This is a genomic window from Syntrophales bacterium, assembly GCA_035363115.1.
Lineage (GTDB): Bacteria > Desulfobacterota > Syntrophia > Syntrophales > PHBD01 > PHBD01.
The window spans coordinates 51,698-73,359 of the sequence record DAOSEM010000001.1 but is presented as its reverse complement, the minus strand read 5'-3'; the positions used below and the strand labels follow the sequence as shown (position 1 = coordinate 73,359).

Annotated in this window: 16 protein-coding genes; 7 read left to right on the top strand and 9 right to left on the bottom strand. The window is 63.5% G+C overall.

Annotated features, from left to right (window positions below):
- Positions 1-12: 12 nt before the first annotated feature.
- The 6 genes from PLO63_00350 (at position 13) to PLO63_00325 (ending at position 12,960) form a co-directional block, all read left to right on the top strand.
- Positions 13-2,190 (top strand): glutamine synthetase III, encoded by a 2,178-nt coding sequence (locus tag PLO63_00350; GenBank protein HOI72567.1) that lies wholly within the window; start codon positions 13-15, stop codon positions 2,188-2,190.
- Between the two features lie 216 nt (positions 2,191-2,406).
- Positions 2,407-3,552: a glutamine-hydrolyzing carbamoyl-phosphate synthase small subunit gene (gene carA / locus PLO63_00345; GenBank protein ID HOI72566.1), complete on the top strand. Its 1,146-nt coding sequence runs from the start codon at positions 2,407-2,409 to the stop codon at positions 3,550-3,552.
- Positions 3,549-5,078 carry a glutamine-hydrolyzing GMP synthase gene (gene guaA / locus PLO63_00340; protein HOI72565.1) on the top strand — a complete coding sequence of 510 codons (1,530 nt, stop codon included), beginning with the start codon at positions 3,549-3,551 and terminating at the stop codon, positions 5,076-5,078. The genes carA and guaA overlap by 4 nt, the downstream gene beginning before the upstream one ends.
- 2 nt (positions 5,079-5,080) lie before the next feature.
- On the top strand, positions 5,081-8,314 hold the full coding sequence (gene carB, locus PLO63_00335) for a carbamoyl-phosphate synthase large subunit (protein ID HOI72564.1): 3,234 nt from the start codon (positions 5,081-5,083) through the stop codon (positions 8,312-8,314).
- Positions 8,315-8,336: 22 nt separating this feature from the next.
- Positions 8,337-9,779 carry an amidophosphoribosyltransferase gene (purF, locus tag PLO63_00330; GenBank protein ID HOI72563.1) on the top strand — a complete coding sequence of 481 codons (1,443 nt, stop codon included), beginning with the start codon at positions 8,337-8,339 and terminating at the stop codon, positions 9,777-9,779.
- A 286-nt stretch (positions 9,780-10,065) separates the two neighbouring features.
- Positions 10,066-12,960 (top strand): PAS domain S-box protein, encoded by a 2,895-nt coding sequence (locus PLO63_00325; protein ID HOI72562.1) that lies wholly within the window; start codon positions 10,066-10,068, stop codon positions 12,958-12,960.
- Positions 12,961-13,024: 64 nt separating this feature from the next.
- Here PLO63_00325 and PLO63_00320 read toward each other — a convergent pair whose 3' ends face one another.
- The 3 genes from PLO63_00320 to PLO63_00310 all read right to left on the bottom strand — a co-directional run bounded on the left by PLO63_00320 (position 13,025) and on the right by PLO63_00310 (position 15,752).
- A complete protein-coding gene (locus PLO63_00320; GenBank protein ID HOI72561.1) occupies positions 13,025-13,744 on the bottom strand; it encodes a lysophospholipid acyltransferase family protein in 720 nt (239 codons plus the stop codon).
- A 415-nt stretch (positions 13,745-14,159) separates the two neighbouring features.
- Positions 14,160-14,504 carry a P-II family nitrogen regulator gene (locus tag PLO63_00315; protein HOI72560.1) on the bottom strand — a complete coding sequence of 115 codons (345 nt, stop codon included), beginning with the start codon at positions 14,502-14,504 and terminating at the stop codon, positions 14,160-14,162.
- Between the two features lie 15 nt (positions 14,505-14,519).
- Positions 14,520-15,752, bottom strand: coding sequence for an ammonium transporter (locus PLO63_00310; protein HOI72559.1), 1,233 nt, complete (start codon positions 15,750-15,752; stop codon positions 14,520-14,522).
- Positions 15,753-16,056: 304 nt separating this feature from the next.
- Between PLO63_00310 and dapF the strand changes: the two genes are divergently transcribed.
- A complete protein-coding gene (gene dapF, locus PLO63_00305; protein HOI72558.1) occupies positions 16,057-16,932 on the top strand; it encodes a diaminopimelate epimerase in 876 nt (291 codons plus the stop codon).
- A 30-nt stretch (positions 16,933-16,962) separates the two neighbouring features.
- On the opposite strand, the gene PLO63_00300 is transcribed toward dapF, so the two are convergent.
- From PLO63_00300 to PLO63_00275, 6 genes are all read right to left on the bottom strand, one after another.
- Complete coding sequence (locus PLO63_00300) at positions 16,963-17,526, bottom strand: nucleotidyl transferase AbiEii/AbiGii toxin family protein (GenBank protein HOI72557.1); 564 nt, start codon at positions 17,524-17,526, stop codon at positions 16,963-16,965.
- Complete coding sequence (locus PLO63_00295; protein ID HOI72556.1) at positions 17,505-17,717, bottom strand: hypothetical protein; 213 nt, start codon at positions 17,715-17,717, stop codon at positions 17,505-17,507. Before PLO63_00295 ends, PLO63_00300 begins: the two co-directional genes overlap by 22 nt.
- Before the next feature lie 187 nt (positions 17,718-17,904).
- Complete coding sequence (locus PLO63_00290; protein HOI72555.1) at positions 17,905-18,684, bottom strand: RNA-directed DNA polymerase; 780 nt, start codon at positions 18,682-18,684, stop codon at positions 17,905-17,907.
- Positions 18,573-18,968, bottom strand: coding sequence for a hypothetical protein (locus PLO63_00285; protein HOI72554.1), 396 nt, complete (start codon positions 18,966-18,968; stop codon positions 18,573-18,575). Before PLO63_00285 ends, PLO63_00290 begins: the two co-directional genes overlap by 112 nt.
- Positions 18,969-19,331: 363 nt before the next feature.
- Positions 19,332-19,664 carry a diversity-generating retroelement protein Avd gene (avd, locus tag PLO63_00280; protein HOI72553.1) on the bottom strand — a complete coding sequence of 111 codons (333 nt, stop codon included), beginning with the start codon at positions 19,662-19,664 and terminating at the stop codon, positions 19,332-19,334.
- Between the two features lie 100 nt (positions 19,665-19,764).
- Complete coding sequence (locus PLO63_00275; GenBank protein ID HOI72552.1) at positions 19,765-21,471, bottom strand: SUMF1/EgtB/PvdO family nonheme iron enzyme; 1,707 nt, start codon at positions 21,469-21,471, stop codon at positions 19,765-19,767.
- Between the last annotated feature and the right edge of the window lie 191 nt (positions 21,472-21,662).

The window sequence follows — 21,662 nt, the reverse complement described above, 5'->3', positions numbered from 1 at the left end:
TATGGAGGATTTATGAAAAAGACATGCCCCATCACCGCAGCCGAAAGGAGTTACCCGGTGGCGAAGGAAAAGTCCGGCCCCGTATCGGAATACTACGGCGAGGACACCTTCAACATCCGGGTCATGAAGGGCAAGCTGCCCGGAGACGCCTATGACAAGATCATCGACGCCATCCACGAAAACACCATTCTCGACCTCGAGACGGCCAACACGGTTGCCCACGCCATGGCGAAGTGGGCCATCGAGAAGGGGGCGACCCATTTCGCCCACTGGTTCCAGCCCATGACGGGGATCACGGCGGAGAAGCACGACGCCTTCATCGATGTAACCGGGCCGAGCTCGGTCATCGAGCGCTTTTCCGGCAAGCAGCTGGTCCAGGGGGAACCGGACGCCTCGAGCTTCCCGAGCGGCGGCATCCGGGCAACCTTTGAAGCACGCGGCTACACGGCCTGGGACATGTCCTCCCCCGCCTTCATCCGGCGGAACGGCATCTCGACGACCCTCTGCATCCCGACAGCCTTCATCTCCTATACCGGCCAGGCCCTCGACAAGAAGACGCCCCTCCTGCGTTCGAACCGGGCGGTCAGCAAAAGCGCCCTGAAGATCCTGGATCTCCTGGGCGGCAAAGGCGTGAGAGGCGTTTACGCCACCCTGGGTCCCGAGCAGGAGTACTTCCTGATCGACGCGGACTTTTTCTTCAAGCGCCCCGACCTGGTCATGGGCGGCCGGGCCGTCGTCGGCGCCCCCCCGCCGAAGGGACAGGAGCTGGAAGACCAGTACTTCGGGAGCATCAAGGAGCGCATCGCCTCGTACATGCACGACATGGAGGAGGAGCTCTTCAAGCTGGGCGTTCCCGCCAAGACGCGGCACAACGAAGTGGCGCCCAGCCAGTTCGAGCTGGCCCCGGTCTTCGAGGAGGCCAACCTGGCGGTCGACCACAACCAGATCGTCATGGACACGATGCAGCTGGTTGCAAAGAAGCACCGCCTGGCCTGCCTGCTTCACGAAAAACCCTTCGCGGGCATCAACGGCTCGGGCAAGCACCTGAACTGGTCGCTGTCGGACAACAAGGGGAACAACCTCCTGAATCCCGGACAGACGCCGCAGGACAACATCCAGTTCCTGGTCTTCCTGATCGCCGTCATCCGCGCCGTCTACAGGCACGCGGACATCCTGCGGGCCGCCGTGGGATCCTACGCCAACGACCACCGCCTGGGCGCCAACGAGGCGCCGCCGGCCATCATTTCGATCTTCCTCGGCGACCAGCTCACGAAGATTCTCGAGGACATCGAGGCCGGCAAAGTGACGAAGGCCTCCGACAAGGAGATCATCAACCTCGGCATCGCCTCGCTGCCCATCGTGAGCAAGGACAACACCGACCGGAACCGGACGTCACCCTTTGCGTTCACGGGAAACAAATTCGAATTCCGGGCCGTCGGCTCGGCCCAGTCGATCTCCTTCCCGGCCACGGTCCTCAACACGATCATCGCCGAAAGCCTCGATTACCTGGCGGACAAGATCAAGGCCGAGTGCGAAAAGAACGCCAATATCAACCAGTGCGTCCTGGCGGTGATCCGCAAGGAGATGAAGGAGCTCAAGCCGGTTCTCTTCAACGGTGACAACTACTCCCAGGCATGGGAGAAGGAAGCGGCAAAGCGGAAGCTTCCGAATTACAAGACCACGCCGGAAGCCTTGAAGGCCCTGATCACCCCGAAGTCTCTGGACCTCTTCGAAAAATACAGGGTTCTCTCCAGGGAGGAGCTCAAGTCGCGCTATCTGATCCGCGTCGAGCGGTACATCAAGGATCTGAGCATCGAGGCGAAGTGCCTGCAGAACATCTGCCTGAGCCAGATCATCCCGGTGGCGACGTCCTACCAGAACCGGCTCTCGGAGACGATCCTCCGCACGCGGGAGGCCCTTGGCAAGGGTGCCGGAATGGCGGCCCAGCAGGCGCTGCTGAAGCAGGTGACGGAGCTGGTGAACAAGGTCTACGCCACCAACCAGGCCATTCTCGCGGAAATCGAGAAGGCGTCGGCCGTTCACGATGAGCAGAAAAAGGCGGAGATGCTCTGCAACAAAGTCAAGACCCGGATGAACGAGCTTAGGGAATATGCGGACGAACTGGAGGGCATCGTGGACGATGAGCTCTGGCCGCTGCCGAAGTTCTGGGAAATGCTCTTCATCATTTGACGGGCTCGCGGTTGCATTCGTGCGCGGGATAGGATAAGGACGCCCGCGGCTTGTGAATCGTGGACCACATGACTTGGGTCCCTGGCGAGGGGGCGGGAAACGCGAAAGCCGCGTCTGCGAGTTCGCCTTCCCGCCTTCTGGTTTCTCGCGGGCAACCGGGGGACGAATTGGAAATCCGGAGCCCGTATCCTGTTTCTTGACGGTTGAGGTATGTTCATGTCGCTCCTGCGGCAGCGGAAACCCGCCATTCTCGTCCTGGAAGACGGAAGCGTCTTCCCCGGCCGCATCTTCGCCGGCGGGGGCGAGGTCCTGGGCGAGGTCGTTTTCAACACGGGCATGACAGGCTACCAGGAGGTCCTCACGGATCCGTCCTACAAGGGGCAGATCGTGGCCATGACCTACCCCCTCGTGGGGAACACGGGCATCAACCCGGAGGACATGGAGTCTGCGGGGATCCACCTTGAGGGCTTCATCGTCCGGGAGTACCAGGACCGGCCCAGCAACTGGCGGGCCGACCGGTCCCTGAAGGATTTCCTGGAGGCGAACGGCAAGATCGGCGTGGAAGGGATCGACACCCGGGCCCTGACCCGGCGCCTCCGCCTGGACGGAGCCATGAAGGGCGTTCTCGCGACGGAGACCTCCGACACGGCCCTTCTCCTGGAGAAGGTGAAGGCCCACCCCGGCCTCGTGGGACGGGACCTGGTGCGGGAAGTGAGCTGCCGGGAGACCTGCCTGTGGCAGGACGGACGCCCGCAGGAGCTTCCTCCGGACCTGCCAGCGGACCCGCAGCGCTTCCGGGTCGTCGTGGTGGACTGCGGCGTAAAATACAACATTCTCCGGCACCTGGAAGCGAGAGGCTGCCAGGTCCTCGTCGTTCCGGCCGCGGCAACGGGCGAGGAGATCCTCGCCTGGAAACCGGACGGCATCCTGTTTTCCAACGGCCCGGGAGACCCGGCGGCCCTTCCCTACATCGTCGACGCCGCCCGGCTCGTGCTCGGACGGGTGCCCGTCTTCGGCATCTGCCTGGGCCACCAGATCCTCGGACAGGCGGCAGGGGGCCGGACGGCCAAGCTGAAATTCGGGCACCACGGAATCAACCAGCCCGTCAAGAACCACCGCACCGGCCGGATCGAGATCACATCGCAGAACCACGGCTTCATCGTGGTCCCCGATTCCCTCACCGGCAGCCGCGAGGCGACCCACGACAACCTCAACGACACCACGTCCGAAGGCCTCTCCTACGACGACCGGCAAGCCTTCAGCGTCCAGTACCATCCGGAGGCCGCCCCGGGTCCCCACGATGCGGCCTACCTGTTCGACCGCTTCGTGGAATCCATGACCGCCAGGAGAAAAGCGCCATGATCCTCATCGTCGACTTCGGGTCGCAGTACAACCAGCTCATCGCCCGTCGTGTCCGGGAACACCATGTATACTGCCAGATCGAGCCGCCGGACCTCCCGCTGGAGAAGATCCGGGACCTGAATCCCGAGGGGATCATCCTTTCGGGGGGACCCGCCAGCATCTACGAGCCCGGCAGCCCCAAGGCGGATCCGGGGATCTTCCGGCTGGGAATCCCCGTCCTGGGAATCTGCTACGGTCTCCATTTCATGGCGGACACCCTGGGGGGCGAGGTCATCCCGGCGAACAAGCGGGAGTACGGCTTTGCCGAACTCCAGATCCGGAAGCCGGAAGGGATCTTCAAGGGCATTCACCAGGATTCCCGCTGCTGGATGAGTCACGGCGATTCCATCGGCAGGCTCCCGAAGGGCTTCCGCATTACCGCCACGACGCCCAGCACCCGGGTCGCCGCTGCGGAGGACCCGAAGCGGCGCTTCTACGGCCTGCAGTTTCACCCCGAGGTGGTCCACACCCCGGAAGGCAGGCGGATGCTGGGCAACTTCCTCTTCGACGTCTGCCGCTGCAAGCGCTCCTGGACCATGAAGAATTTCGCCCGGGACACCATCGCGGAGATCCGGGAGGAGGTCGGCGAGAAGAAGGTCATCCTGGGACTGAGCGGCGGTGTGGACTCCTCCGTGGCCGCGGTCCTCCTGCACCAGGCCATCGGGGAACAGCTGACCTGCGTGTTCGTGGACAACGGGGTCCTCCGCCACGGGGAGGCCGAAAAGGTCCAGGAGGTCTTCCGCAGCAACTACCGCATGAAGCTCCGCTTCGTCCGGGCAGGAAGAGAATTCCTGAAAAAGCTCAAGGGAGTGGAAGACCCGGAACGGAAACGGAAGATCATCGGCCGAACCTTCATCGAGGTCTTCGACCGGGAAGCCAAAAAGATCAAAGGCGCCGAATTCCTCGCCCAGGGAACGCTCTACCCGGATCTCATCGAATCGCGGTCGGTCTTCGGCGGCCCCAGCGCCGTCATCAAGTCCCACCACAACGTGGGCGGTCTCCCGAAGCGCATGAAGCTCCGGCTCGTGGAGCCTCTGAAGCACCTGTTCAAGGACGAGGTCCGCCTCCTGGGAAAGGAGCTGGGGCTCCCGGAGGAGATGATCTGGCGGCAGCCCTTCCCGGGACCGGGCCTGGCGATCCGGATCATCGGCGAGGTGACGGAGCGCCGCCTGTCCGTCCTGCGCAAGTGTGACGTGATCTTCCTCGAGGAGATCCGCGCGGCCGGGCTGTACCGGAAACTCTGGCAGTCATTCACGGTCCTCCTGCCCGTCAAGAGCGTCGGCATCATGGGAGACCAGCGTACCTACGAAAACATCCTCGCCCTCCGGGCCGTCACCAGCGACGACGCCATGACGGCCGACTGGGCGCGCCTGCCCCACGACCTCCTGGGAAAGGTCTCCAACCGGATCATCAACGAGGTGAGGGGCGTCAACCGGGTGGTCTACGACATCAGTTCCAAGCCGCCCAGCACCATCGAGTGGGAGTAATCGTGCCCAAGCGCACCGACATCAAGAAAATCCTCATCATCGGCTCGGGTCCGATCATCATCAGCCAGGCCTGCGAGTTCGACTATTCGGGCACCCAGGCCTGCAAGGCCCTCAAGGAAGAGGGATACGAGGTCGTCCTGATCAATTCCAACCCCGCCACGATCATGACGGACCCGGAGACGGCGGACCGGACCTACGTCGAGCCCATCACCCCGGAGGCCGTGGCGAAGATCATCGCCCGGGAGCGCCCCGACGCGCTCCTGCCCACCCTGGGGGGACAGACGGGGCTGAACACGGCCGTGGCCGTGGCCGACATGGGGGTCCTGGACCAGTACGGCGTGGAGATGATCGGCGCCGACCGGGACGTCATCCACAAGGCGGAGGACCGGGAGAAATTCCGCCACGCCATGGAGCGGATCGGCCTGCGGGTCCCCCGAAGCGGATTCGCCCGCTCCATGGAGGACGTTTTCCGCATCGCCGCCGAAATCGGCTTCCCCATCATCGTCCGGCCCTCCTTCACCCTGGGGGGAACGGGCAGCGGCGTCGCCTACAACCGGGAGGAGCTTGCCGGGATGGCCAAGGCGGGCCTCGACGCCAGCATGATCCACGAGATCATGCTGGAGGAGTCGGCCCTGGGCTGGAAGGAATACGAGCTGGAGGTGATGCGGGACAAGGCGGACAACGTCGTCATCATCTGCTCCATCGAAAACCTGGACCCCATGGGGGTCCACACGGGCGAATCCATCACCGTCGCCCCCGCCCAGACCCTGACGGACCGGGAATACCAGGACATGCGCGACGCCGCCATCGCCATCATGCGGGAGATCGGCGTCGAGACCGGGGGGTCCAATGTCCAGTTCGCCGTCCATCCCCGGACGGGGGAGATGATCGTCATCGAGATGAACCCCCGGGTGTCGCGCTCCTCCGCCCTGGCATCCAAGGCCACGGGGTTCCCCATCGCCAAGATCGCCGCCAAGCTCGCCGTGGGCTACACCCTCGACGAGATCCCCAACGACATCACCCGGGAGACGATGGCCTCCTTCGAGCCCACCATCGACTACTGCGTCGTCAAGATCCCCCGCTGGACCTTCGAGAAATTCCCCGAGACGGAGGACTTCCTGACCACGTCCATGAAGTCCGTCGGGGAGACCATGTCCATCGGCCGGACCTTCAAGGAGGCCCTCCAGAAGGCGGTCCGCTCCCTGGAAATCGGGCGCTTCGGCCTTCTGCAGCCCCTGCCGGCGGACGTCCGGAACCCCAGGGAGTATTTCACCCCGCTGCTCCGCACGCCCAACTCCCAGCGCCTCTTCCGGATCGCGAGCGCCTTCGCCCACGGCCTGACCATCGAGGAAATCCACGAACTGACGAACATCGATCCCTGGTTCCTGTACCCCATCCACGACGTCGTGGAGGCGGAGCGGGAACTGGCAAGAGCGGAAAGAACGCCGGAGACGCTCCGGGAGGCCAAGCGGATGGGCTTCTCCGACCGCCGGCTGGCGGAGCTCTGGGGCACCGGCGAGAAGGAAATCCGGCAGAGACGCCTGGCGGAAGGGATCCTGCCCGTCTACAAGCTCGTCGACACCTGCGCCGCCGAGTTCGAGGCCTACACCCCCTACTTCTATTCGACCTACGAGACGGAAGACGAGAGCCGACGCTCCACGAAGCCCCGGGTGATCATCCTGGGCGGCGGGCCGAACCGCATCGGCCAGGGCATCGAGTTCGACTACTGCTGCGTCCACGCCTCCTTCGCCCTACGCGAGATGGGGATCGAGAGCATCATGGTGAACTCCAACCCGGAGACGGTCAGCACCGACTACGACACCTCCGACCGGCTCTATTTCGAGCCCCTGACCCTGGAGGACGTCCTCCACATCGTCCGGGCCGAGGATCCCCTGGGGGTCATCGTCCAGTTCGGCGGCCAGACCCCCCTGAACCTGGCACGGGGTCTTGAGGACGCGGGGGTGCGAATTCTCGGCACTTCCCCCGACGCCATCGACCGGGCGGAGGACCGAAAGCGCTTCCAGGACATCGTCAACCGGCTGGACCTCCTCCAGCCCAGGAACGACACGGCCATGACGGCGGAAGAGGCCGTCGCGGCGGCGGAGCGAATCGGGTATCCCGTGGTGGTGCGGCCCTCTTACGTCCTGGGCGGACGGTCCATGGAGATCGTCTACGACGGCAAGACCCTGGAGTCCTTCATGGAGCGGGCCGTCCACGTCTCCCCGGGGCACCCGATCCTCATCGACCAGTTCCTGGAGGACGCCGTGGAGGTCGACGTGGACGCCATCAGCGACGGAACCGACACGGTCATCGGCGGCATCATGGAGCATATCGAGGAGGCGGGCATCCACTCCGGAGACAGCGCCTGCATCCTTCCGCCGCTGACGTTCTCCGGGGAGATGATGGCCCTGATCGAGCGGCAGACCCGGATGATCGCCGAGGAGCTGGGCGTCGTGGGGCTCATGAACATCCAGTACGCCATCAAGGATGGAAAACTCTACATCCTGGAGGTGAATCCCCGGGCCTCCCGGACGGTTCCCTTCGTCAGCAAGGCCATCGGCGTCCCCCTGGCCAAGCTGGCCACGAAGGTCATGCTCGGAAAGACCCTGAAGGAGCTGGGATTCGCCGGGGCCGTCCGTCCGGACCACATTTCCGTCAAGGAAGCGGTTTTCCCCTTCAGCCGCTTCCCCGGCGTCGATGTCATCCTGGGTCCGGAGATGAAGTCCACCGGGGAGGTCATGGGCATCGATTCGTCCTTCGGGATGGCCTTCGCCAAGTCCCAGATGGCCGCGGGATTCCGGCTGCCGCTGGAGGGGCGGGTCTTCATCAGCGTCCACGACCGCCACAAGGAGGGGATCGTTCCCGTTGCGAAGACCTTCCAGGAAATGGGGTTCCAGATCGTCGGAACCCGGGGGACGGCGGCCTTTCTCCACGACCACGGGGTTCACGTCTGGTCCGTCCACAAGATCAGCGAGGGCCGCCCCAACGTCCTGGACCATCTGAAGAACGGGGACATCCAGCTCATGATCAACACCAGCGTGGGGCGGAGAGCCAGCGCCGACGCCACGGCCATGCGGCGGGGGGCGCTCCTGTACAATGTCCCCTACTCGACCACGCTCGCCGGTGCCCGGGCCACCAGCGAGGCCGTCCGGGCTCTCCGGGAACGGGACTGGGGCGTGGCGCCGCTGCAGGAATACCATTCCGGACTTCATCCAGGCGGGGAATGCGGCCGGTAAGAACAGACCGAAGAGGGCGGGCATGAAAGACAGGGAAAGGGACAACGGGAAGCCCCGGGAGGAGTGCGGCGTCTTCGCCGTCTACGGGCACCGGGAGGCTGCACGGGTCACCTATTTCGGCCTCTTCGCCCTCCAGCACCGTGGGCAGGAGAGCGCCGGCATCAAAGTGGCCGATGGATGCCGGGTCTGGGGCCACAAGGGTATGGGCCTCGTCTCCGAGGTTTTCCCGGAGCAGATCCTGGCGAAACTGACGGGAGCCATGGCCATCGGGCATGTCCGCTACTCCACGACGGGATCGTCGGTGATTTCCAATGCCCAGCCCTTTCTCGTCCACCACGGCGAGGAATACTATGCCATCGCCCACAACGGGAACCTGACCAACGCCCTGGCCATCCGCCGGGAGCTCGAGGTGCGGGGATCCATCTTCCAGTCCACCATGGACACGGAGGTGATCGTCCACCTGATGGCACGCCATCTCGATGCGGGCATCGAGAGCGCCCTCACCCACGCCCTCTCGCGGGTCGAAGGGGCCTACAGCCTCGTGATCCTGACGCGAAACACCGTCGTCGCCGCCCGGGACCCCCGGGGGTTCCGGCCCCTGTGCCTGGGCCGCCTCGGCGACGGCTGGGTCGTCGCCTCCGAAACCTGCGCCTTCGACCTCGTGGGAGCCCAGTATGTGAGGGACATCCGTCCGGGGGAAATACTCATCATCGACGAGAACGGCCCCCGCAGCATCGAGCCCTTTCCATCGCTTCCGCAGGCCCGCTGCATCTTCGAGTTGATCTACTTCGCCCGCCCCGACAGCCAGGTCTTCGGTCAGAACGTCTATCTCTGCCGGAAGCGCCTGGGCCGGCAGATGGCCCGGGAGTACCGGCCCGACGTGGACTTCGTGATGCCCTTCCCGGACTCGGGGAACTACGCGGCCCTGGGCTACGCGGAGGGGAGCGGCATCCCCTTCGAGATGGGCATGATCCGCAACCACTACGTCGGCCGCACCTTCATCCAGCCGACCCAGACGGTCCGCGACTTCGGCGTGCGGGTGAAGCTGAACCCCGTCCGGCCGCTCATCGCGGGACAGCGCGTTCTCATCGTGGAGGATTCCATCATCCGGGGCACGACCAGCCGCAACCGGGTGCGGAACCTGCGGGACAACGGCGCCCGGGAGGTCCACATGGCCGTGAGCTGCCCCCCGACGCGCCACCCCTGTCCGTACGGCATCGACTTCTCCTCCAAGGGGGAACTTCTGGCCGCCGAAATGAACGACATGGAGGAGATCGCCCGCTTCGTCGGCCTCGATTCGGTGCATTACCTCTCCGTGGAGGGCATGGTGGCCGCCACGGGCGTGGAGGCCAACGGCTTCTGCCTCGCCTGCTACACCGGGGAATACCCTGTCGCGCCGCCCGAGTCCTTCGGCAAGCACTGCCTCGAGCCGGCGGATCCGGTCCAGCTCACCCTGATTCCGTAAGAATCTTTCCTTTTCCCCGGACAACCGGCGTTCCGGTGTTCCGGTGCTCCGTCGCATCGGGCATACCCGGGTCCCGCAGGCGGACCCCCGCCGTATCGGAAGAAACCCTGCCCCCGACATCCTTATTGAACAGATGGCATTTATCTATCAATTCTGATACACAGGAGCGTCATTTCCGCATCGTTGTTCTGTTCGTGACCCGGGCTCCCCGCGGGATCCCGGCCTGGATGTCCTGCAAGTCTCTTCGGGCGGCCTCTCCGGAAAAGCCGCCCCGACAGGAGGCCCCGTGGAGAATGGGCGCAAGACAAAGGCGAGGCTGATCGAGGAGCTGCAGACCCTCCGCCGGCAGATTGCCTCTCAAGGGGAGGGCGACCCACTCCTGGAACATTCCCCCCTGGGCATTTTCGTTTTTCAGGACGAACGCTTCGTCGTCGTCAATCCCGCCCTGGAAGCCATGACCGGGCGCAGGCGGGACGAACTCCTGGCGTTCACCAGGACCGGCATGGACGGGCTTCTGCACCCGGAGGACCGCGACGTCGTATGGCGCCGCCTGGCCGAACGGCTGGAGGGGAAGCCCCTCTCTCCATCCAGCCGTCTCCGCATCGTCCGTCCGGACGGCAGCATCCTTCCGGCGGAGGCCTACATCAACGTCACCCGTTATCAGGGCCGGCCCGCCGTTCAGGTCCACTTCATCGACATCACGGAACGCCTGAAGACCGAAGAGGCCCTGCGCGAATCGGAGGAGAAATACCGCAACCTGGCGGAAAACGCCAACGAGGCTATCTTCGTGGCCCAGGACGGCATCATCCGCTACATCAACCCGAAATCGACGGAAATAGCCGGATACACAAAAGAAGAGTTCATTTCCCACTCCTTCCTGGAGTTCATCCATCCGGAAGACCAGCAGATGGTGGTCGAGCGGCACCTCCAGCGCCTGGCCGGGGAGGTTCCCGCGTCCTATTCCTATGTGTTTCGGGTCGTGACAAAGGACGGTACGGTCAAGTGGGTCGAGCTCAAGGGAGTCCGTATCGACTGGGAGGGAAAGGCGGCCACCCTCAACTTCCTCGACGACATCACGGCGCGCCGGGCGACGGAGGATGCCCTGCTGGCGAGCGAAGGACGCTTCCGGGCCCTCTTCGATTCCATCGAGGATTTTGTCTTCATCAAGGACACGGACCGGCGATATACTCTGGTGAACGCGTTTTTCAGAAAACGGTTCGGGATTCAAAACGATGCCTTCCTCGGCAGGAAGGACGCGGAGATCGGGATCTTCGAATCCCTCCCGGATACGCAGAAGATCATCGACGACACGGACACTCGGGTGCTGGCGGGAGAAAGTGTCGAATACGAACTGACACACCGCATCCAGGGTACTTCCCTTACCTTCCACGCCATCAAGACCCCCATCCGGGACGAGCGAGGAAACGTCGAGGGAATCTGCGGCCTCTCCCGGGACGTCACGGAACGCCGGCGGATCGAGGAAAGCCTTCGCATCTCCGAGGAGAACTACCGGCACATCTTCGAGCACGCCGCGGAGGGGATCTTCCAGAGCACTCCCGACGGGCGGTATCTCCAGATGAACCCGGCACTGGCCCGGATGTGCGGCTATGAAACGCCGGAGCAGATGATCCGCTCCGTGACGGACATCGCCACCCAGGTCTTTCTGGACCCCCTGGACCGGAAGCGCTTCCAGGAAATCCTGGAGCGGGAAGGGGTTGTCCGGAGCTTCGAGTGCCGGATGCAGAGGAGGAGCGGAGAGTCCTTCTGGGTGTCCATGAATGCGAATTGCGTCCGGAATCCCTCCGGGCAGGTTCTCTACTACGAGGGCATCCTGGAGAACATCGACGACCGCCGGAAGGCGGAGAACGCCCTCCGGGAATCACAGCAGCAGCTGGCCGACATCATCAGCTTCCTGCCCGACGCGACGCTGGCCATCGATGCGGACGGGAACGTCATCGTCTGGAACCGGGCAATCGAGGAGATGACGGGCATCCCGGCCTCCGAGATGATCGGCCGGGGGGACTACGCCTATACGATCCCTTTTTACGGCGAACGCCGCCCCCAACTCATGGATCTGATCTGGGGGGACAACGCCGATCTCGAGACCCGCTACTCCCAGGTCCGGAAAGACGGTGGCGCGATCACCGCGGAGGCCTTTTGCCCCGCCCTGTACGGCGGCCGCGGCGCGTACATCTTCATGAAGGTCTCGCCACTCCACGACCGGGAGGGGCGGATCATCGGCGCCATCGAATCCATCCGCGACATCAGCGAACGCAAGCGCATGGAGGAGGTTCTCCAGCAGAGCGAGGAGCGCTACCGGACCATCATCGAGAACATCGAGGACGGGTACTGCGAGGTGGACCTGGAGGGGAACTTCACGTTTTTCAACGGCTCACTGCAGCGGATCATGGGATACGAAGCCGACGAGCTGCGCGGCATGAACTTCCAGAGATACATGGACGAGGACAACAGCCACAGGGTCTCCCGGACGTTCGACGGCATTCTCGAGACGGGCGCTCCCGTGGACCGCTTTGAGTGTGAGATCCTGCGCGGGGACGGCGTCCGCAGGACGGTGGAGATGTCGGCCACGCTGATCCGGGACGCGGAGGGCATTCCCACGGGATTCCGGAGCATCGCCCGGGACACCACGGAGCGCAAGAAAGCCGAAGAGGCCATCCGGGAAATGGCCTACCACGACATCCTCACGGGCCTGCCGAACCGCCAGTTATTCACGGACCGCCTGGAGATGGCCCTGGCCCGGGCCGAGCGGGAAGGAGGCGTCCTGGCCGTCCTGATGATGGATCTCGACCGCTTCAAGGAAATCAACGACACCCTGGGACACACCGTCGGGGACGAGCTCCTGATCGCCGTCGGCTCCCGCCTGAAGGGCCTGTTCCGGAGAGTGGACACGGTGGCCCGCTTCGGCGGCGACGAGTTCGTCATCCTGCTGCCTGAGGTCCGGGGCGACGAAGACACGCTCTGGATCTGCCAGAAGGCCGTGGAGGCCATCCGGGAGCCCTTCACCTGCGGGGAGCACGTCATGGAGGTCACCACGAGCATCGGGGCGGCCCTTTACCCGTCCCACGGCACCGACATGAACACGCTGCTCAGGAACGCCGATGTGGCCATGTACAAGGCGAAGCGGGCAGGCAGGAACCGGTGCGCCTTCTTCAGCGGCTGAGCCTGGAACGAAGCGGGCCGCCACCCCCTTGAAACCTCCCCTCCCCTGGTCCTCCGGCGGCGGATCAGTCTACAGGCCGCTCCCGTCGCGTCTTCGCGGCGACGCTTTCATGGCTCCACTGGTCGGGTCGCTTCCCTGTAATGCCCTCATAGAACGCCCGGATCTCCGCCATGTCCTGCTCGATGTCCCCGGTGGGATGAAAGAGCGGTCCCACTCCTCCGACCTTGCGGCGGTAATCCATAAAGCCCAGCAAGATGGGAACCCCTGCGCCGTGGGCGATATGATAGAAGCCCGTCTTCCAGTAACGGACTTTTTTCCGGGTCCCCTCGGGGGGAATGATCATGGTCAGCACCTCCGAGGTCCGGAACCGTTCAACGGACTGGGCCACCAGGTTCGTGGACTGCCTCCGGTCCACCTCGATTCCTCCGAGCCAGCGGCAGATCGGGCCCATGACTCCCCGGAACAGGGTGTGCTTGCCCATCCAGTACACCTTCAGTCGGAAGGCGAAGGCGAGCATCAGGGTCAGGGGGAAGTCCCAGTTCGACGTATGGGGCGCCGCAATGACCACGAATTTGGGGATCTCCGGAAGCTTCCCCTCTTTCTTCCAGCCTATGATCCTGAGCAGGAAAAGGGAGAGTCCATAGAAGAACTGCTTCACGACGGGCGTGTCGAACATGGTTCTCGACATGATGCGCCCCTGGGCAGGCGCCTCGATCATTTCCCGCGGGGGTGACATCGAAGGGACGGCGGTGGTGTCGGCCTCCGGCTCGGAACGGGTTTTCATCTCCACGGGGGTTTCCTCCTCCTGTATGCATCGTGAACCGTTTCCCGTTTCCCCGGAGGGTCGGCGCGGGATCCCCGCTGCCGTCGAATGAACCGGCCGGAAAACGGTTGAGGGTACGGCAGGAATTGCAGAATGGGGCGGCAAGGCGCCTGCTGCGCTTCCCTGCACCCTCCTCACCTGTAGATTGGATTTCCCTCCGAGGGGCCTCTTATCCGAACGGCCTCGGGGTGTCAATTCGGAAAAATTTGCTTCGGGGAATGGAAAATGCCGTGAAAACGAAGAGGAGGGAGAGGTCCCCGCTCCCCGGGGGTACGGGTATGGGGACCTCTCCTTTGGCGCTGTCCGGGCGGTCGCCCGGCGGGTTGAAGAAACGGGTTTCCGGATGGAACGCTCAGGACCTGTGATGCGCCGTCCGTCAGCCGATGGCCTCCCCGCCCCGCTCACTCGTGCGGATGCGGATGGTCTCGGCCAGATCCAGGATGAAGATCTTGCCGTCCCCGACTTCGCCTGTCCGGGCGCTCTGGGTAATCGCCCGGACGGCAGGCTCGACGAAGTCCTCGTTCACGGCGATCTCCAGTTTTACCTTTTTCAGGAGGCTCCCCGCCTCCCGGACAGCCCCGCGATACACTTCCGTCACGCCCTTCTGCCGACCGCGGCCAAGGACGGTGGAGACGGTCACAAGGGGAATCTGCACATTTTCCAGGGCCTTCATGACCTCGTCCAGTTTGTGGGGCTGAATGATGGCGATGATGTATTTCATGGCGAACCTCCCTTTCTATTCAATAACCGTGTAGGCCGCTTCGCTCTGCTGAGTCAGGTCGAGGCCGACGGTCTCGTCCTTCTCCGGAACCCGCATGCCGATCAGGGCGTCCACAACCTTGAAGAGAATCCAGGTCATGATGCCGGCGAACAGCGGGGCCACGGCCACCATGATCAGCTGCGGCATGAGCTGCCCGCCGCCGAAGAAGAGGCCGTCCGCTCCTGCGGCATTGACGGCCTTCTCGGCAAAGAGGCCCGTCGCGATGGTTCCCCAGATCCCGCCGACACCGTGCACGCCAAAGGCGTCCAGCGCATCGTCATACCCGAGACGGGACTTGATCACGGCCACCGCCACGTAGCAGAAGACCGCCACCAGGATGCCGATGAAGATCGCATTCATGGGATTCACGAATCCGCAGGCCGGCGTGATGGCGACCAGTCCCGCCACCGCGCCCGTGGTCGTACCCAGGACCGTCGGCGCCCCATGCTGCTGCCACTCGATGAGCGCCCAGGTCAGCCCCGCCGCCGCCGTGGCGATGTGCGTCGTCACGAAGGCATTCGCGGCGAGTTCGTTCGCCCCCAGGGCGCTGCCGGCGTTGAAGCCGAACCAGCCGAACCAGAGCAGGGCGCCGCCCAGCACGGTGAACGGCAGGTTGTGCGGCCGGAAGGGAGATTTCCGGTAGCCGAGGCGCCTGCCCAGGAGAATGCACAGGACCAGGGCGGAGACACCGGAACTGACGTGGACGACGATGCCCCCGGCAAAATCCAGCCCCCCCAGGTTCCTCATCCATCCGCCGGTACCCCACACCCAGTGGGCCAGCGGGTCGTACACGAGGGTCGTCCACAGCAGCGTGAAGACCAGGAACGCGGAGAATTTCATCCGCTCGGCGAAGGCCCCGATGATCAGGGCCGGTGTGATGACGGCGAACATGGCCTGGAAGATCATGAAAACCATGTGAGGAATCGTCGCCGCATAGTCCCCGTTCGGCTGGCCTCCCACCGATTTGAGGCCCGCCCACTGGAGCCCCCCGATGATCCCCGAACCCGTGTCGGGCCCGAAGGAAAGGGAGTAGCCGAACAGCACCCACTGCAGACTGATGACGCACATGACGATGAAACACTGCATCAGGATGGACAGCACGTTTTTTCGCCGGACCAGCCCTCCGTAAAAGAAGGCCAGACCGGGAATCGTCATGGCAAAGACCAGGACCGCGGAAATCAAGACCCACGCTGTGTCGCCGGTATTCATGATTACACCTCCCACACTGCAAGAATAGGGTTTCCCCTTGATGAAACATGGAAGCGCAAGGGATGTGCCAATGGGCCAAATGACGTTTAACTGCACGATATAATAGATGCTATTTTATCCTGGAGGCTTAGAGGACGAACCCGGAAGGAACAATTGTGTGCCATAAAATCGCTCCAGCACAAAATCGTGGTCCCCGTTTTCCAGTCCCGGGAACTATTCTTTGAAGATTGACGGGCCGATGAAACAACGGTATGAAGAATCCAACCGGCGGCCATCCGCCGTTTTTTAAACGGAGACCTTCGAAATGATTCCCTTTTTTAAAATGAGCGGCAGCGGCAACGACTTCATCCTCATCGACAACCGGGATCATATCGTCGAGGCGGCCCTCGGCCCGGTGCAGGTTGTGGATTTCGTTCAGTCGGCCTGCCGAAGGGTGGCCTCCGTCGGGGCAGACGGCCTGATTCTCATCGAACGCTCCGACCGCCACGCCTTTCGCTGGCGCTTTTTCAACGCCGACGGGAGCGAGGTGGAGATGTGCGGCAACGGGGGCCGCTGTGCCGCCCGCTTCGCGTTCCTGAAGAAGATCGCCGGCCCCTCCATGTCCTTCGAGACCGCCGCCGGCGTGATCGACGCCCAGGTGACACAGGACGTCGTTAAGCTCCGCCTGACGGACCCGGCGGACCTGCAGATGAACGTCTCCCTGCGGGTGGACGGACAAAACCTGGAAACCCATTTCGTCAACACCGGCGTGCCCCACGTGGTTCATTTCGTCGAGGAGCTTGATGCATTCGACGTGTTCCGCACGGGACGGGCCATCCGTTATCACGACCACTACGCCCCCCGGGGAACGAATGCCAATTTCGTCCGGGTGATCGACGGCCGAACGCTCCAGGTCCGCACCTACGAGCGCGGCGTCGAGGACGAGACCCTGGCCTGCGGCACCGGCCTGACGGCCTCCGTCCTGATCGCCGCCGCCCGGGGGCTGGTGGAGTCCCCCGTCAGCGTCCGGGTCCGGAGCGGCGAGATCCTGAAGGTCTATTTCGAGCGGAACGAGAAGGGCTTCTCAAGGGTTTACTTCGAGGGACGGGTCCAGGTGATCTACGAAGGGACGATCTGGGAGGAGGCCTGGCGCAGCCTGGCGACGGAGACCGCAGCGGCCCGCCTGGCATCGGACCACTAAGCACGGGTCAGCGCGAACCAAAAAGCGAAATCACTCTTCCAGACTGTTCAGGATCTCATCGAAGCGGAGGACGAAGCGTTTTTCCTCCGCCGCCTCATCGAATTCCGCCAGCCATCGACGGATATAGGGAAGATCAAGATCCCCGACCTTCAGGAGGATCGATCGCACGTCCTCCAGGTCCCGGGGGCGTCCGGCGAATACCTTGTGGACGACAATGTCCTCGGGAGAAGCAAAACGGGCTGTTCCTCCCCCGGGAAAGACAACGGACCGGGCCCGCCGGATCGCTTCCGTTTCATAAACGGTGTAGGAAAAGATGAAATCGATGCGAATGCCGGTATTATTATCCAGAACAGGAAGCACCAGCGTTTTGCGGACAAAGTCCTCCACGTCTTCGGGAAGGGGTTGAAGGGACAGATCGCGGACGGCCTGGAGCAGGTCCGGCAGGCGTTCGATCCCGACGCCGAGGGTCACGTCGATGTCCCGGGTCAGGCGGGGCTCCCCGTAGAGGAGGACGGCCTGGCCGCCGATCACCATGTACCCCAGGCCTTTCCGGTCCAGGGCAGCGCCGAGAGCTATAAGGATTTCTTCGAACATGAGTTCAGGATCCCTGCCAGGCGGATGTCCGTCTCGATGCCTTCCCAGGGGTCACAGGGGGGCAGGACACCCAGCCGAACCCCCTCCAGCCACAGCCCTTCCAGGATCCTGTAGGACCGGTCGAGGGGAAGCGGCCCCTCTTGCCGGGAAAGTCGGTCTGAAAACTTCCTGAAGGCGTCGTTTCGTTTCATGAGTCCTTCCCTTTTCCCACCGGTGACAGGTGTGTATCTTCGTTTGCGGTCCCTCTGAGCGGCTGATTGCGGCATTTCATGTATCACAATTCCGATTTTATTTCAAAGGGTTGTTTCACTTTTTCGGATTTCCGGGAGAGGAGACCATGCCTCACTCTGATCCCGGTTCTGGAACCGCCCTAAACGTTTATTCCACCTGCCTCGAAAAAGACACCTCCTCCAGGATCCGCCGGCGGAGGCCCCACGTGTCGGCGTGGCGGGCATGGCCGATCCAGCTCTGCACCGAGGCGTCGATCTCTTTCAAGGTCGCCCGTCCCTCGCCGTAAAGCAACCGCATCCTCCTCAACTTCCGGGCAAACCGATAACCGTTGTCCTTCCGGAGCCTCCGGTGATCGGGAAACACGCGATACCCCAGGTGATCCACCCCTTCGGCAACCGGGATCACGAAGGTCTTGTTTTCGTGGAGAGACAGTCTTTCACAATCCAGAAAGTCTTCCATCCGTCGCTTCATATCCCACAGCCACGCCTTGTCGTCGCCGAAGACGGTGATGTCGTCCACGTACCGGAGATAATGCCTGCAGCGGAGGGACTCCTTCACGAAGTGATCGAAATCGTTCAGGTAGAGATTGGCGAAGAACTGGCTCGTCAGGTTCCCGATGGGGATTCCGCGCCGCCGCCGGAACGGCTCGAAGAGGTCGTCGCCGGGGAAATACTGAACGATCTCCTCCTGGGGATTGCTCCCGTCGATGATAAGGCGGATCAGCCAGAGGGTTCCGGGACACTTGATCTTCCGCTCGATTTTCCCGCAGAGGATGACGTGGTCCATGGAAGGGAAGTACTTGCGCAGGTCCGTCTTCAACACGTTCCGGTTCCGCCGGGCGAATTCGGTGAACCGGTCCACCGCCCGGTGGGTCCCCTTTCCCACCCGGCAGGCGTAGGCGTCGTGGATGAAGGTCCGGTCGAAGATCGGCTCGACAACCTGGCAGATGGCGTGATGAACGACCCTGTCACGGTAGGGGCGGCGCTGATTTTCCTCTGCTTCCTGTCATAGATGGTGAATTCCCGGTAGGGCCCCGGCCGGTAACGCTTCTCCAGCAACTCCTCACGCAGGCAAACCAGTTCCTGTTCGAGGTTCATCTCGAACGCCGCCGTCCCCTCCTTCATCCTCTTTCCCCGCCGGGCCTCGCGGCTGGCCCAATAGAGGTTGTCGAAGGAGGCGATCTTCTCGAAGAGGTTGCCGTGGCGTTTCACGAGGCAGCGGTTACGAGAACAGATCCGTCTTGACGGACTGCAAGACGGCCAGCGGAATCGGCACGGGAAAACGGCCGGGCAGGATCTTCGCCGAAGCTACCAAACCCGCCCGGCCTCTTCGCTATTCGTCCGGATCATGTTCCGGCGCGGGAGGCGGGGTCCATGGATTATCTCTGCCCGGCCGGCCCTCCGTGAAGAGCCGGCATCCCGGCATTCGCGAAAGAATCCTGGGGCAGGCAACAAAAGACGAAACCCGTTGTTGTTGTTTCGTTTGACGGGTTCGTTCCTGTTGCGGTTGGACGCCCGCAGGTTCGCCGGTTTGTTGTTCCAGGAACCACCGCGGGCGACGCCGGCCCCGCCCCCTCAACCCTTCTTCCTCCAGCCGCCCAGGAGACGGCCGATCTCCACGACGGACTGGGATGTGAACTCGTACTGCCGGAGGCTGATGAGCCCCATGTCGCTGCACAGCCTCAAGTAGTGGCGGACTCTCTCCAGTTCGAAATCCGCCCGCTCCAGCGCCCCCTGCCGCTCGCCGGGGCGCTTGACCGCCAGGAGGAGGCAGTCATAGAAATCCAGGATCGCCTCCTCGATCCTCCGGGCCATGACGAAGCGCTGGTTCCGGGGGAACTTCGCCGTCGCCTCCAGGAGCCATTTCGTGAAGTCATAGGTCTTGACGAAGAGCGGCGATTCCCGGATGGGCTTCCTCCTGATCGCAAAGGAAATTCAGCCGACGACAGGGGCTCCGCCCCTGTACCCCGATCCAGAAAACAGAATTTCAGAACTCAGAAAACGTGTATCATGGGGCAGGCAACAAAAGACGAAACCCGTAGTAGTTGTTTCGCTTGACGGGTCCGTTCCTGTCGCGGTCGGACGCCCGCAGGAACGCCGGTTTGGTGCCCCAGGAACCACCGCGGGCGACGCGGTATTGGCCCGAGGCCGGCCCCCCGGGATTGCTCCTGCCGCTCTCCCCGTAATACTTGTCCCCGTACCAGTCGGCGCACCACTCCCAGACGTTCCCCATCATGTCGTACAGTCCGAAGGCGTTCGGGCGAAACTGCCCCACGGGGGATGCGAAGGCGTGGCCGTCGGAGCATTCATGCTTGATGGTCCAATTTCGCCCCTGGCCCAGCGGCGTCCGGTCCGCCACGTTGGCGTACGTGCAGGCGTCGTCCTTCCCCGCCCCCCAGTAATTCCGGGACGACGTCCCGCCCCGGGCGGCGTACTCCCACTCCGCCTCCGTGGGGAGACGGTAGGAGCGCCCCTCCTTCCGGGACAGCCACCCGGCGAAGGCCTGGGCGTCGTTCCAACTGACGCAGGCCACGGGGTGGTCGTCCCGGTTGGCCTGGTACTTGTTCGGGTTCCGCCAGTCGGCCCAGCCGCGCCAGTTCCACTCCTTTTCCCGGTCGTCGAAATCCTGGGCCCAGCAGCCGGTGAGCCCGCCGGCGTTCTTCTCCGCGTCCGTCCGATAGCCCGTATCCTCGACGAACCGCCGGAACTGGCCCACTGTCACCTCGTGCTTCCCCATATAGAAATCGTCGACGCACACCTCGTGGACCGGCTTCTCGTCGGCATCTCCGTCCCCCATGGTGTCCCCCATCCGGAAGCAGCCTCCCCTCACGAGGACGAACTCCATCCCCGTCGCGGCGTCCGTGAACCGGTCCTCCCGCGGGGGCGCCGGCGGCCGGGCCATGGCGACCTCCTCCCTTTCCTCCGGCGCAGGGGCGGCGGCGGACGTCCCGCTCCCGCCTCCCCGGAAGTAGAAGTCCCCCGTCAGGGAGGTGGACTCCCAGGGGACCTGCTTTCCCCGGGTGAGGCGGTCCGTCTCCTGGCGGACCTTCTTGAAGACCAGTTCGATGGGCAGGTTCGCCGCGGGCACGTGCTTCAGGAGGGCCCGGGTGTAGGGACTGTTCCGCCCGGATCCGTCCGATGCCGTGTCTCCCGGGGCGGTGGAGTAGGCGATGAAGGTGCCCTTGGGGGCATCCATCTTGGCCAGGCCCCGGGAGGCGGAACGGAAGCTCTTGGCGAAGGGGTTGTCCCTGCAGGCGTCCAGGATCACGATGTTCATGCCGTTCCCCGCCGTCTCCATGGCGTCCAGGACGCGGCCCGCGTCCACGGCCTCGTACTTCACGTCCGACTCCTGGGAGATGCCCGCCTTGACGGGGATGAGGTAGTTCCGTCCGGCGATCTGCATCCCGTGCCCGGAGAAATAGAACAACCCCACCCCGCCGCGCTTCAGGGTCCTCTGGAATTTCCGGATGGCCTCCTCCATGGTCCGCTGGTCCGCGTCCCGGAGCAGGGTAACGGAGAATTTCAGTTCCTTCAGGAGCTTGGCCATGTCCGACGCATCGTGGCCCGGGTTCTTCAGGGGTCCCGTCGCATAGGCACCATTCCCGATAACCAAAGCGTGGCGGGCCTCGGCAATCCGGACTGCTTTCGATGCGGAAGCAAAGGAGGGCAAACAGGCAAGGGCGAGCGCGATCAGCAGAACGGTAATTCGCTTCATTCCGGTTCTCTCCTCATCCATGTTCTTGATGCGGTGATTGAGAAGGGCGAAACGGTCGTTCCCCGGGAACGGCATGTTTTCACGCGGCGCATTTTTAGCATGCTTCTGATATTCATTCAACAGGTTGCTCAACGTATGGCCGACCTCCGGGCCGTTGCGGCAAAAGAGAATCCCTGCAGGTCAGCCGCTGA